At 49.7% G+C, this 13,840-nt stretch carries 13 protein-coding genes; 4 read left to right on the top strand and 9 right to left on the bottom strand.

Translation table 11 applies throughout. From position 1 onward, the window contains the following. Nucleotides 1–2: 2 nt before the first annotated feature. On the bottom strand, nucleotides 3–572 hold the full coding sequence (locus EDM58_RS19290) for a beta-class carbonic anhydrase (RefSeq protein ID WP_122914762.1): 570 nt from the start codon (nucleotides 570–572) through the stop codon (nucleotides 3–5). Nucleotides 573–674: 102 nt separating this feature from the next. Then, nucleotides 675–869, bottom strand: a complete 195-nt coding sequence (locus tag EDM58_RS19285) for a transcription initiation factor TFIIIB (protein WP_122914761.1) — start codon at nucleotides 867–869, stop codon at nucleotides 675–677. Between the two features lie 303 nt (nucleotides 870–1,172). On the opposite strand from EDM58_RS19285, the gene EDM58_RS19280 reads away from it, so the two are divergent. From EDM58_RS19280 to EDM58_RS19265, 4 genes are read left to right on the top strand one after another with little or no spacing between them, the layout of a single operon-like run. Beyond that, entirely contained in the window at nucleotides 1,173–2,162 is a 990-nt protein-coding gene (locus tag EDM58_RS19280) for a hypothetical protein (RefSeq protein ID WP_122914760.1), read from the top strand. Between the two features lie 20 nt (nucleotides 2,163–2,182). Beyond that, a complete protein-coding gene (locus EDM58_RS19275; RefSeq protein WP_122914759.1) occupies nucleotides 2,183–2,746 on the top strand; it encodes a 4Fe-4S single cluster domain-containing protein in 564 nt (187 codons plus the stop codon). A gap of 16 nt (nucleotides 2,747–2,762) precedes the next feature. Then, a complete protein-coding gene (locus EDM58_RS19270) occupies nucleotides 2,763–4,379 on the top strand; it encodes an AAA family ATPase (protein ID WP_122914758.1) in 1,617 nt (538 codons plus the stop codon). A 12-nt stretch (nucleotides 4,380–4,391) separates the two neighbouring features. Beyond that, nucleotides 4,392–5,015 (top strand): DUF2997 domain-containing protein, encoded by a 624-nt coding sequence (locus EDM58_RS19265; RefSeq protein WP_122914757.1) that lies wholly within the window; start codon nucleotides 4,392–4,394, stop codon nucleotides 5,013–5,015. 160 nt (nucleotides 5,016–5,175) lie between these two features. Here the strand turns inward: EDM58_RS19265 and spo0A are convergent, their stop codons facing one another. The 7 genes from spo0A to dxs form a co-directional block, all read right to left on the bottom strand. Next, on the bottom strand, nucleotides 5,176–5,964 hold the full coding sequence (gene spo0A / locus EDM58_RS19260) for a sporulation transcription factor Spo0A (RefSeq protein WP_023554542.1): 789 nt from the start codon (nucleotides 5,962–5,964) through the stop codon (nucleotides 5,176–5,178). A gap of 299 nt (nucleotides 5,965–6,263) precedes the next feature. Then, a complete protein-coding gene (gene spoIVB / locus EDM58_RS19255; protein ID WP_122914756.1) occupies nucleotides 6,264–7,598 on the bottom strand; it encodes a SpoIVB peptidase in 1,335 nt (444 codons plus the stop codon). A 151-nt stretch (nucleotides 7,599–7,749) separates the two neighbouring features. Further along, nucleotides 7,750–9,474: a DNA repair protein RecN gene (gene recN, locus EDM58_RS19250; protein WP_122914755.1), complete on the bottom strand. Its 1,725-nt coding sequence runs from the start codon at nucleotides 9,472–9,474 to the stop codon at nucleotides 7,750–7,752. A gap of 15 nt (nucleotides 9,475–9,489) precedes the next feature. Beyond that, nucleotides 9,490–9,939: a transcriptional regulator AhrC/ArgR gene (ahrC, locus tag EDM58_RS19245; protein ID WP_122914754.1), complete on the bottom strand. Its 450-nt coding sequence runs from the start codon at nucleotides 9,937–9,939 to the stop codon at nucleotides 9,490–9,492. A gap of 6 nt (nucleotides 9,940–9,945) precedes the next feature. Then, the gene (locus tag EDM58_RS19240; RefSeq protein ID WP_122914753.1) at nucleotides 9,946–10,803 is read right to left on the bottom strand and encodes an NAD(+)/NADH kinase; all 858 of its coding nucleotides are present in this window, start codon (nucleotides 10,801–10,803) and stop codon (nucleotides 9,946–9,948) included. A gap of 109 nt (nucleotides 10,804–10,912) precedes the next feature. Next, entirely contained in the window at nucleotides 10,913–11,731 is an 819-nt protein-coding gene (locus EDM58_RS19235; RefSeq protein WP_122914752.1) for a TlyA family RNA methyltransferase, read from the bottom strand. Next, nucleotides 11,728–13,614 carry a 1-deoxy-D-xylulose-5-phosphate synthase gene (gene dxs / locus EDM58_RS19230; protein WP_122914751.1) on the bottom strand — a complete coding sequence of 629 codons (1,887 nt, stop codon included), beginning with the start codon at nucleotides 13,612–13,614 and terminating at the stop codon, nucleotides 11,728–11,730. Before dxs ends, EDM58_RS19235 begins: the two co-directional genes overlap by 4 nt. Nucleotides 13,615–13,840: the final 226 nt, after the last annotated feature.

Genomic DNA, 13,840 nt, shown 5'->3' with positions numbered 1-13,840 from the left:
TTCTATTTCACTTCGTCGTAGCCATTGACTACCACGTCCAACCTTCCTGTAGCCGGATCAATCAACAATCCGTGTACCGGAATGTCAGGCGGCAGCAGGGGGTGATTTTTGATCGTCCGCACGCTTTCCTTCACACTGTCGTCTACACAGTCGAAGCCTTGCAGCCAGCCGTTCAGATCAATGCCAGCATTCTCGATGACGGACAAGGTCTCTGGTGAAATCCCTTTCTGCGTCATGTTCTTCATGACACGTTTGCCATCGATGACGCTCATCCCGCAGTCGTAATGACCGATCACCATGACCTCCGCAGCGTTCAATTCGTAGATCGCCACCATGATGCTGCGCATAATAGCGCCGAATGGGTGGGATACGACTGCTCCCGCGCTTTTTACATGCTTGATGTCGCCATTTCGCATGTTCATCGCTTTGGGAAGCAGCTCTTCCAGCCGCGTGTCCATACAAGACAAGACTACCATTCGCTTATCCGGAAACTTGGTCGTATGGTATTTTTCATATTCTTTGTTGGCGACGAACTCGCGATTGAAAGCGAGAATTTCATCCAAATTACGCATGGTGCACCACGTCCTCTCGTCTCGTAGGTTTTTTCATTTATTTTACATATTTTCTGCCGAGGATCAACATGATTGAGCACTTTCGGAAAATTGCACCGACTGCTACTTTTTGAACCGGGATGGTTTATCCACGTAGCTTTCCAGCACATAGCCGCATTGCGTGCAGATGTGGTGGAAGATTGGTGATCCGAGCGAAAAAAATTTGTTGTCGGGCAAGACGAGCGCGTGCCCCGCTTGTTTCCCTCTGCCGATTTCTTTGCAGCCGCATTTCGGGCATTGTTCTGATTGTTTTTCCATGGTTGGGTACCTCGTTTTTTCGTTACTATGACCTTCGGGAAGAAAGGCATGGCATCTTGCAGTCGATCCATTTTTTGGGAATGGCCTTTCGCCGTTTGACGAAGCTCACCTCTACCTTCAAGTATATCTTTTTTTACGAGCAAAACCAATTCCTAAAGCATATGAGTATTGCTGAACAATTCCTAGACTTGGTAACAATAGACCCACCGTGATTGTTGGTTTACTGGTGCTTATTTCCTGTTTTATAATGGTAGGAATTGAAAAATAGGTAATCCTTAACCAGAGATTAGAGGGGGCTATTTGATGATTTCCGAAGAAGAAGTTGTGCGAGATCTAAAGAAAAAGATAAAGACGCTATGGTTTTCCTTGATTTTTTTCAGTGTCCTTACGATCGTTGGCTTTATTAGCGAAAATCTCCTCTTGATCATCTGCGGATTGCTGTTTGTAGTTGGCGGAATTTTTGCGCTCTTCAAGTTCCGTGAAATGTCCGATGGTGTGGTAGCTGAATATCAACCAGGTAAAGGGTTTGGCTTCTATCGGAAATCAAGAAAGGCAAAGCTGAAGCATTACACCTACGCGCAAATCTTCATTGTGGGACTCATCTGCTTGTCAATCGTACTCAAAACAGGAATTGGACAAGCTCTTACCTTCGGAATAGCTGGAATCTTGTATATTCAGTTTTTCTTGATTCGAAGAGTGTCTCTTCATACTACAATTGATGATGCTACACTTTTCGAATTGGAAGAACTCGGGATTATCTCATCCTCTGATATTGTGAAAGCCCTTTATAAAGATTTTGTCAGTTGGAATGAAGCGGTTGAAGGAAATAAAATTATCGTCGCGAAGCAGGATTCCTTACTCTGTATCGTCATGCAAAATAAGGAAGAAGCTCTTCGATATGAATGTCCCCTACGTGATATTCAGAAGCTAGGGATCATGGGCAATGGAAACAAAGGCGACGGTTTTCTCATCACGATTGTGACCCGTGATGACCGCACACTTCGGATATTACTGGACGGAAACAGCAATCAGGATTCACCAGAAGAATTTTTCAAGCACTTTTTGCAAGCATTGGACGATGCTCTACTTTCTTCAGTGGTCAATTCTCTGAAAAATGAGGCGAATCCGTTGAAAAGAGATCGTCGAATGGACATCGACTGGCAAGCATCGAGGAATGAGACGAAAAACACACCGCACATTCACATTCGTCATCTGGATCTGCAGTCTTCTTCAAGTCCTTCGAGTGAAACGTCTAATCAGGATTCCAAACCGGAAAGATATATCGATCTATAGAGAAAATAGGTGCGTACGAGATGAATCGATTTCGCGTCCATGAAGTTTGTACCTATAGCCGAGTGAATGGTCCAGGAGTCCGGGCTGTTGTATGGACACAGGGATGTTCGATCGGATGCAAGGGCTGCTTCAATCCCTCGACACATTCAAGTGAACAAGAAGGAATCGAATATAACCCGATTGAATTGGGTCGAACATTGGGGAAGTTACATGTTGACGGGATTACGGTTTCAGGCGGGGAGCCGCTGGATCAGGCAGTGCATGTTTACGATTTGGTTCGAGCCTTTCGAGAAGTAAATCCCGGAACAGCTCTCCTGTTTACGGGCTATACCATCGAGGCCATCAAAAAATCTCCTGAAAAACGTCGGACTCTCCTGCAGTTTGACGCTATCTTGGCCGGACCATACATCGATGCTGCGACTGAGATTTGGAAGGGAAAAAGGTTGGTCAAGGTGACGGATCGCATCCCCGAATCCGCATTGCTTCCCGAGCGGCGCGTAGAGGTGATTGGAAATGAAGAATCCGTTTATATGACAGGTTTTCCCACAAAAAGTGTATTGGGTATGGTAGATCAACACAGATAAGGTGGTTATGAGAACGATGTTGTCTGATTTCATTGAAGAAGTAGAGTATTTGATACGTGCACGCTATAGCATTCTATACATTAATACAGCTGAAGAAGAACGTGCTTTGGAGGTTTTTGAGCAAATCGGTAAAAATCTGCACAAACGAATTATAACCTGGACTGTAACTACCGGGCTTGTTCTGGACGGTAAAGAACTCGATCCGAAAAGTACGGATTTCCGCACCGCTCTGTACATGGCAGAGGAATTGGCTAAAGTTCCTTCACTATTTTTATTTTGTGATCTTCATCCTTTCATATGCAGTTCTTCTTCTCCTGCTTATATCCGGTCGTTTCGTGAATTTGCACAAAAGATCAAGACTGGCTTTCCTTCCAACTGTATCGTGATTGCTCCTACCCTAGAGATACCAATCGAGTTGCAAAAAGAAATCACGATTGTCGATCTTCCCCTGCCAGATCTGGATGAGGTCAAACAAATCATTGTTCAATTCACCAACCAATACAAGGGCCGGGAAGGAATTCATATCGATCAGTCTCCCGCGGTGATTGAAGCTTTGGCACGTGCTGCTGTCGGGTTGACACAGAATGAGATTGAAAACTGTTTGGCGAAATCCCTGGTAAAAAATCGAGGGATCTCCGATGGTGACGTCTCCAGCATGCTGGATGAGAAGAAACAGATCATCCGAAAGTCAGGCATCCTAGAATACATCTCGACGGAGGATCTTCGTTTGGAGCAGATCGGCGGCTTGGACAATCTGAAAAGATGGCTGATGAAGCGAAAAGCTTCTTACTCGTTGGAAGCGAGAGAATTCGGCATCAACTGGCCCAAGGGTGTTCTTCTGGTCGGTGTACCGGGATGCGGAAAGAGCTTGTGTGCCAAAAGTGTAGCCGCTGCTTGGCAAATGCCGCTGTTGCGATTGGATTTAGGACGTGTGTTTGCAGGTGTTGTAGGCTCTTCAGAAGCCAATATGCGTTCGGCTCTTGCGATGTGTGAAGCAGTAGCCCCTTCGATTGTGTGGATTGACGAGATTGAAAAAGCTTTGTCAGGCGTTGGCAACGGAAGATCGGATGGCGGTGTTGCCACACGAATTTTTGGTACCCTGTTAACCTGGATGCAGGAGAAAAAATCCCCTGTTTTTGTTTTCGCAACTGCGAACAATATCGAGCAATTGCCAACGGAGTTATTGCGAAAAGGGAGATTTGACGAGATCTTTTTTGTGGATCTTCCCAGCCCGGAGGAAAGGGCGGAAATCTTTAAAATCCACATTGACCGAATCAAACGGGATGTAAATCAATTTGATATTCCCCTCCTCGTAGAGACTTCTGGCGAGAGCTATTGGGGGCAAGGAATCCGCTTGACGGGATCGGAAATCGAGTATTCTGTGCACGAAGGTTTGATGGAGGCGTTTTCCCAGCGTGTTCATGAAAACCAAGAGGGACGTGACCTTACGACAGATGATATCATCAAAGCCATTCAGCGTACTGTGCCATTGGCTAAGTCGCGTGAACATGAAATTTCCAAATTACGTGATTGGGCGAATGTTCACGCAGTGCGGGCAAGCTTGAGTAACAGCAACACCGTAGTTACAGGGAATACCCACGAAGAGCTGGTCGGCAGAAATATCGATTTTTAAGGGGTGCATATCATGAGCCATTGTACATCTTTCCCGATGACTTTTCGAGACAAGCGAGTCCTCTATCGAGCCATGCGCAATCTTGGCTATAACCCTGAGAATCGAGTGTGGGTCGAATATCGAAATCAATTTGCAAAGAAGCTGCAAATCGCAGAAAACGTGATTGGAAAGCTGTTAACGGGAACCATAGAAAATCTGAACCTGTTCTTTATCGAGACAGAGGATGGCCTTGTTCCCTATTTTGAATCAGATTTTTTATCGCCGGATGAGTTGCAACGAAAAGGTGAGCAATTTCTTTCTTCGTTGCGCATCGAATATTTACGATGTGCGGTCCATGCGATGGCAGACCAGATTCGAGCAAATGGAACCGAGGTGACCGTCACCGAAGAAAGCCATCTTTCGCAAAATTCGTTTGTGCTCACCATCGGTGCTGCGAATCAAACACTTCGCGTTGCAGTGGATCAGGATGGTAATGTCGAGGAAAAGGTTGAAGGCGTGAGAGGACGGTCCTGCATCGATTTTACCGCGAATCTGGAGAGTAAGCTGGTGACGCACAATGCGGTACATCGGGTTTGGACGCACGAATACGATGCGACCATTGAAGACCAGCAAATACAAATCCTCCGACTGGAGTAAAAGGTTGGGGGGTAAAGCGGATCGCCTCTGGAAACATGGAAGGAGGCGATCTTTTCTTTGCCTTGGAAACCCATAAAAAAGACACTAGCCTCGTTAGGCTAATGTCTAAAAAAATATGACTTACCTTCTGAAAATATCCGCACTGCTTGTACTACCTGTTTCAGCTTATCTTCGCCTCAATCCGCAGCTTGTCCGCCACCATCGCGATGAACTCGCTGTTGGTCGGTTTTGCCTTGGTATTGGAGATGGTGTATCCGAACAGGCTAGAGATGGAGTCCAGATTCCCGCGGGACCATGCCACTTCGATGGCGTGACGGATAGCCCGCTCAACACGGCTTGCGGTGGTGTTGAACTTCTTCGCGATGTCCGGGTACAGGACTTTGGTGATAGAGCCGAGCAGCTCCACATCGTTGTACACCATGGTGATCGCTTCGCGCAAATACAAATAGCCTTTGATATGAGCGGGAACGCCGATCTCATGAATAATGCTGGTAATGCTCGCATCCAGATTTCTTCCTCTGACTGCAAGGGAGGATGACGGTTTGCTTGCGGAGACAAAGGAAGATGCTGGCTTGGAATTGGTGATCTGGCGAATTCGCTGCGCCAAAACCTCCATATCGAATGGCTTGAGAATATAGTAGGCCGCACCTAGTTCAACCGCTTTTTTCGTGATTTCCTCTTGGCCAAAGGCCGTAAGCATAATGATTTTGGGTTGCGGACTCAGTCTCATGGCTTGAATCTGCTCAAGGACAGCCAGTCCATCCAGGTGAGGCATAATAATATCCAGGATCAGTACGTCTGGGACTCGTTCTTGGAGTAATTTGACTACCTCATTGCCATTGTAAGCTACACCGATGACATCCATGTCATGCTGGCTGCTCATGTACTCTTCCAACAGGCTTACAAATTCACGATTATCATCTGCCAACAACACTTCAATCTTGCTCAAGGTCGTTCCCCCTAACAAATGAACGGTCTTTTGGAAAGAAGATGACATTCTAAGGAGTTATGGATCCGGATTAGTCTACACCATCTTTTCACTCTGAAAAAGATTCGACAAACCCCATTCCTTTCCTGCCAATGACGAAAGTTTGAATGATTTACCTGATATTTCGACAAAGAATCCTGATTCTTGCCAGATATCGCTTAACCGTTCTTCAAATTTAGACGTTTTGTTCACCTGTCAGGTTACACTCCAATTTATAGGCAAAGCCGCCTCGCTTAGATGCGGACGGCTTCGTAGAGGCTTCATGCTGCCAAATCGGCAGGACCTTGTGATTTCGGGGTTGGACGGACATGGATTCCTGCGTCTTGCAGCATCCATTCGATGTAGCAGCCGTAACCGGACGTAGGATCGTTGACAAATACATGCGTCACGGCACCTACGATTTTTCCTTTTTGGATGATGGGACTCCCGCTCATGCCTTGGACAATCCCGCCTGTCTTTTCCAAAAGGCGCTTATCTGTCACCTTGATGATCATGCCTTTGGTTGCGGGGAAATGCTGTTTGACTACATTGGCGATTTCAATATCGAATTCTTCTACCTTCTGTCCGTTCACGACGGTCAGGATTTTGGCAGGGCCTTCCTCTACCTGTTCGGCCAATGCGACCGGCAAGGGCTCATTGTAGTAACTGCGTTTTGGCTCTTCCTTCATTTTGCCGAAGATGCCGAACTGCGTATTCTTGGTGATATTGCCCAGCACTTCGCTTTCATTGTAGAAGCGGGCGAACTTCTCTCCAGGATTTCCGCTTTGTCCTTTTTCAATTGATGTTACGCTGGCTTGCACGATTTGACCATCTCCCACGACGATAGCCTGTCCCGTATCCACGTCGGAGATGACATGGCCCAATGCTCCGTACGCCTTGGTATTGGGGTCGAAAAACGTGAGGGTTCCAACTCCTGCGGCAGAATCCCGAATGTAGAGCCCCATCCGGTATTCATCGTCCTTCCGATCCTTGACGGGATGCAAGACGAGCGTCAATTTCTCCTTGCCGCGAACCACCAGCAACTGAACCGGGCTGTTCTTTTTGCCTGCTTCGTTGATCAGCTTTTTGACCTCGTTCATGTCGTTGATGTACATGTCGTTGATTTTAACGATCATATCGCCTACATGGATGCCAGCCTGCTCTCCCGGAGAAACCTTTTCTCTTCCGTTACTGACGAGATGATGTCCCACTACGAGTACTCCCGCCGTTTGCAATTTTACCCCGATGGACTGGCCCCCCGGGTAAAGACGCAAATCAGGCAGCACATTCACTTTCACTGACTTCAGCGGAATGTTTCGCCATTTTACCTGCAGGTTGGCTTCACCTGCACGTCTCGGCTCAACTGACATGGGCTTGCTCAAATCAACGGACACTTCGCGCGCTTCTGTCCCGTTAACGTGCAAAATGTCTGGATTACTGTTGACCAAAGTTCCCATTACTGGCATGGATACACGCAATTGTTCGAGAGACCCCTCCATGATGCGCAGCTCGCGGGGGAAGGAGGACAGATCGCGGAACGGGGTGGAACAGACGACAAGCGCCGTGAGGAGAAGCAGCAGACTTCCCATCCATTTTTTATTCTTCTGTCGGATCACCAGCAATCACTCCTACCGTTCCCTACCTACACCTACATGAAACACCTCCACCTTGTGTAGTTATAATGTTGCCTTGAGCCATGCGGATTATGTCAGGAAAATAAGCCTCCTGCACAATCCATTTTGTTAGCAGGAACGAAAAAAGACTGCCCTAGTGAGCAGCCTTTCGTTCACGCCCGAGCATGATCATCTCGCGCGCGTGTTCTTCTGTTTTGGTCGTCACTTCCGCTCCTCCGAGCATTCTTGCCAGTTCGATTACCCGTTCGTCATCTGACAAACGCTCGACCCGGGTCATCGTTTCCATTTCGCTCATTTCTTTTTTGATGAGAAAATGGGCATCTGCCATGGAAGCTACCTGCGGAAGATGGGTAATGCACAGCACTTGCCGTTTGTTTGCTACTCGCACCAGCTTTTCCGCAATCGCCTGCGCGGCTCTCCCGCTTACACCCGTGTCCACCTCGTCAAAAATCAAGGTTTCCACCTGGTCTGTCCCGGCCAGAATCGTCTTGATTGCCAGCATCACCCGTGACAGCTCCCCGCCGGATGCGATCTTGGCAAGCGAGCGCAAGGGCTCACCAGGGTTGGGGGAGATCAGAAACTCCACCTGATCCATGCCGTTGGCGTCGATATGGCGGCGCACTCCTTCGATCTCCACACCGTCTTCATCCGTTGTCTGGCGAACGTCGATGGCGAAGCGTGCACGCTCCATATGCAGCTCTTTTAGCTGCTGCTCGATTTCTTTAGCCAGCTTGTCTGCACAGTCCCTGCGGATGACGGACAGCTCCAGGGCTTCCACAGCCAAGTCTGCAGCCAGCTCTTGGAGACGGCTCTGCACCTGAAGCAGGCGATCCTCATAGTGGTGCATGTCATCCAGCTCGTCCTGAATGGTGGCCGCGTATTCCAGGATGTCGTCCACATTTTTTCCGTACTTGCGCTTGAGGGTTTGGATCTGATCGAGGCGGCGTTCGACTTCCGCCAGCTGCTCAGGGTCAAAATCCATCTGGTACGAGAGGTTGCGCAATTGATGAACGGCATCCTCCACTTGATAATACGCACTTTGCACAGACTCCACGATCGGGGTCAACTGCTCGTCAAAGGAGGCTACGCGCTCCAGCTCGCTCATGGCATGTCCGAGCCAGTCCATGCCCTTCTGATCGCCGTAGAGCGAACGATACGCATCCTGGATAGAGGCGTACACCTTTTCGATATTCATCCACTTCTTGCGCTGCTGGGCCAGCTTCTCATCCTCGCCAGGCGTCAGGGAAGCCGCTTCGATCTCGTTGAGCTGATACTGCAAAAGATCGATCCGCTGCGCCAGCTCCCGATCATTGCGAGCCATATGTTCCAGATCCTGCTTGGTCCGACGATACGAAGCGTACAGCTTGCTGTACTCCTGCTTGGCTGCGCCAAGAGCTTGCTCCCCGTAGGCGTCCAGCCAGTTGATGTGCTTGTCTGCCTGCATCAGCATATGGGTGTCGTGCTGTCCATGCACAGTCACGAGCCATGGTCCCAGCTCCCGCAGCATCGCCAGCGTAATCAGCTGACCGTTTAGGCGGATGATGCTTTTTCCCTGGCTGGAGATGTCTCTGCGCACAACCAGCATGCCATCCTGTTCGATCTGCACCCCTATGCTTTCACAAACTGCCAGTGCTGGATGACCCGCAGGAAGCTCAAACAAGCCTTCTACCTCTGCACGGGCCTGACCATAGCGGACAAAATCCGCAGATGCCCTCCCGCCAAGCAGCAGTCCCAAAGCATCGATGATAATGGATTTACCGGCGCCTGTTTCCCCCGTCAGGATGTTCAAGCCTTTTTGGAACGAGATGGTGACTTCCTTGATAATCGCAAAATTTCGGATCGAAAGTTCCACTAACATACCTGGTACCACCCTTTACAGCATCTTCAACAATCGCTGTGTCACTTCATCTGTCTGTTCCTTCGAGCGGCATATGATCATAATCGTATTGTCTCCGCTGATCGTCCCCATGATCTCTTCCCAAGGGAGGTTGTCGATCAGCTCGGCTACCGCGTTCGCGTGCCCCGACAAGGTTTTCAACACGATAAAATGATCTGCGTTATCGATGCTGACGAAAGAATCCACCAGCATGCGTTTTAATTTTTGCAACGGATTGAACTTTTGCTCCGTCGGCATCGAGTACTTGTACCTTCCATCAGGCAGCGGTACCTTAACGAGATGAAGCTCCTTGATATCGCGAGAAACCGTCGCTTGGGTCACGGAGTATCCAGCCGCCCGCAGACGTTCCACGAGCTCATCTTGTGTTTCCACCTCTTCGTTGTTGATGATGTCACGAATTCGGATATGACGTTGCCCTTTGTTCATTGTGATTTACTCCCATTCTCCTTGAAATTTCGTGCGAATCGCCTCGAAAAAGCCACTTTTATTCAGCTTGATCAGCGGCGTGCTGTACGGGGATTTCCGGATGTAGATCTGGTCTCCTCCCTCCAAGCGATAGCCCAATTGTCCATCGATGGATAGTCCCATCTCCTGGTGAATGGCATCAACCTCGATCCGAATGGTCTCCTCCCCGCTAAATATCATCGGCCTTGCTGTCAGCGAATGCGGCGCTACTGGCGTCAGCAGGAGCATGTCTACATTGGGCGCAACGATTGGACCGCCTGCGGACAGGGAATACGCTGTGGAGCCTGTCGGCGTCGATACAATCACACCGTCGCCGCTAAAGGTCGCCACATACGAATCATTGAGATAGACGGCGCACTGAATGATTCGGCAAAAGGAGCCTTTCGCGATGCCGATATCGTTCATGGCCGTGTACTTGCCAAGCGCATTGCCCTTGCGTATCAATGTCGCTTCCAGCATCATGCGATCTTCAATATCGTATTGGCCTGACAATAGATTATCTACCGCATGAGGCAGGTTGTCGGGCTCTGCCTCTGATAAAAAGCCCAACGTACCCAGATTGATCCCGAGAATCGGCACCGAGCGGCCGGCCAGCTTACGGGCGATTCCGAGCAGAGTCCCATCCCCGCCGAGCACGCAAATCAAAGCTGCTCGTTTGCCAATCTCCTCAACAGTCATGCCCAACTCCGGTCTCCCTACGTCAGATGCTACGCTTTCATCCAATACCACCTGGGCTCCGCGCATTTCGAGGAGGTAAAGAAGCTCTCTGGCTACGATCCGGGCCTCAGGCTTTCCTTTATTTACGATGATTCCGATATTCTTCACATGGCCCACCCCAAACTGGTTGGAAATCCTTATACAAGTATACAACTTCTTATGCATAAATAAAAAGCCTCGATCGAGACAAAAAACTCGAGGCTTCTGTGTTTTTCTGTTATTTCAATGTTGCATGCGCGGTACGCACCACTTGCGTTACATGATCCCGCCATGCTGCTTCATCCATTCCACCTGTATTTTTTTGCAGATGCATCACGAACTCGATGTTCCCTTCTCCTCCCGTAATCGGCGAGAAGTCCAAGCCGCGCAAAGAAAATCCAAGTCCCAAGGCGAACTGGCCCATGTCAGCAAGGACAGCCTCGTGAATGGCAGGGTCGCGGACGATGCCGTTTTTGCCCACATTTTCTTTCCCCGCTTCAAACTGCGGTTTGACCAATGCGACGACATCGCCATTCTCCTGCAAAAAACGGTACAGCACAGGCAAAATAATTTTCAGCGAAATAAACGAAACGTCGATGGAGGCGGAATCCGGTTTTTCATGCTCAAATGCCTCGGGGTCCAGGTGGCGAAAATTGGTCCTCTCCATCACTACCACCCGCTCGTCCTGCCGAAGACTCCAGGCAAGCTGTCCGTACCCGACATCGATGGCATACACGCGTCGCGCGCCGTGCTGCAGGGCACAATCGGTAAATCCTCCTGTCGAAGCCCCGATGTCCATCATCACGCGATTGCTCATATCGATGCCAAAGACCCGCAATGCCTTCTCCAGCTTGAGGCCTCCCCGGCTGACATAAGGGTGCACTTCTCCTTTTACCGCAATAACGGCATCCTCGGCAATCTTCGTCCCCGGTTTGTCGCACCGTTCGCCCGCGACCTGAACCAGACCAGCCATAACGGCTGCCTTTGCCTTTTCACGGGTTTCATAATGTCCGCGCTCGACGAGGAGGACATCCAGCCGTTCCTTTCTCACACTCATGCTTCCACAACGCCTTTCGTCACAGGCATCCAGGCGCGAGCACGGGCAGCGATGTTCTCTGCCGTCAGTCCTACTTCGCTCCGCTGTTCCTTCACGCTGCCGTGCTCCACGAAATAATCCGGAACAGCTACGATTTGCACAGGGACATCATGGTAGCCCGCTTGCGCGAAGTACTCGACGACCGCGCTGCCGAAGCCGCCCATCTCGGCACCTTCTTCCACCGTGATGATCTTGTACCCTTCCTGTGCCAAACGGGACAGCAGTTCTTCATCAAGCGGCTTGCAGAAGCGTGCGTTGACCAGCATGGGGTGGATGCCTTCCCGCTTGAGTTGCTCGACCGCCTGCTCGGCAATTTCGTAAATATGTCCAAAAGCCAAAATGGCGACATGCTTGCCATCTTTGACGATCTCCGCCTTCCCGATCGGCAGCGGATGCAGCTCCTCATCCAATTCGACCCCTCGTACTGGGAGACGCGGATAGCGGTATGAGATCGGTCCGTCTTCGTACACCGATGCTGTCTTCATCATCAATCGCAGTTCATTTTCATCCTTCGGCGCCATGATTACCATGTTGGGGACTGTTCGCATGAAAGCGATGTCGTACATCCCCTGATGCGTCTCGCCGTCTGCTCCTACCAGACCGGCACGGTCGACAGCAAACACGACATTCAGCTTCTGCCTTGCTACGTCGTGAATCAACTGATCATAGGCGCGCTGCAGGAAGGTCGAGTAGATCGCCAGAACGGGCTTCAGGCCTTGCGTAGCAAGCGCAGCCGCAAATGTACAAGCGTGTTGTTCGGCAATTCCGACGTCAAAGAGGCGGTCGGGATATTTTTCCCCAAATGGGATCAAGCCGGAACCCGCAGGCATGGCAGGCGTCACTGCAACAAGCCGATCATCCTCCTGCGCCAAGCGAATCATGGTGTCCGAAAAGACGGAGGTATAAGTTGGCGCAGATTTTGCCGTATCACCGGATTCGATCTTGTAAGTGCCGACCCCGTGAAACTTGACGGAATCCGCTTCTGCAGGCGCATAGCCTTTTCCTTTTTTGGTGATGGCGTGAATCAATACCGGACCTTTGTTTTGTTTGGCGATTTTCATCGTCTCCAGGAGCAGCTCCATGTTGTGTCCGTCGATTGGTCCGATATAGGTGAAGCCCAGTTCTTCAAAAAGGACGCCGGAGACGAGCAGATATTTCATGCTGTCCTTGAAGCGTTCTGCCAGATTCATCAGCTTTCCGCCAACAGCAGGGACCGATTTGATCCAATGTCCCAATTCGCCTTTAGCCCACTGATAGTTCTGCGCCGAACGCAATTTACCCAAATAATTATGCAAGGCCCCTACGTTGGGCGCGATGGACATTTCATTGTCGTTTAATACCACGATGACATTTTTTTGCTCATGCCCGATGTGGTTCAATGCCTCCAGCGCCATTCCGCCTGTCAGGGCGCCGTCCCCGATCACGGCAACGACGTGGTTCTTCTCTTTTTTCAGATCACGGGCTGTAGCCATCCCCATCGCAGCAGACAAAGACGTGCTGCTGTGTCCCGTCTCCCAGACATCATGCGGGCTTTCGTTCATTTTTGGGAAACCGCACAAGCCTTTGTACTGGCGCAAGGTCGGAAACATCTCGCGGCGGCCAGTCAATATCTTATGTACGTACGCCTGGTGGCCTACATCCCAAATCAGCTTATCCTTCGGGCTATTGAAGGCATAGTGAAGAATCAGCGTCAGTTCGACCACGCCAAGGTTAGGTGCAAGATGTCCGCCTGTCTTGGAGAGGTTTTCTACGAGAAACTGACGGATTTCGCCTGCGAGCGTATACAATTCTGGCAAGGTGCATTTTTTCAAATCCTGGGGATCATTTATCTTCGTAAGCAGCATTGAGTATTCCTCACTTTCAACTGGTTGCTTCTCCGGTGATTCGGCATGCTGCGATCCAATTATCCTGCTCATGCAAAAAGGGCTCCGCCTTTTGAGGCAATGCCACTGGATTTTTTTCTTGAATCAGCTTGATTCATTATAACGGTTTCTTATCAAAAACACCACTTTTCCTAACTGGAGGTGATTCATTTCCAATAAAAAGGAAATGCTTGATTGTGGTTTTATG

It is taken from the genome of Brevibacillus panacihumi, assembly GCF_003710985.1.
GTDB lineage: Bacteria > Bacillota > Bacilli > Brevibacillales > Brevibacillaceae > Brevibacillus > Brevibacillus panacihumi.
The sequence above is the reverse complement of the archived record's forward strand: the minus strand, read 5'-3'. Positions and strand labels throughout refer to the sequence as shown.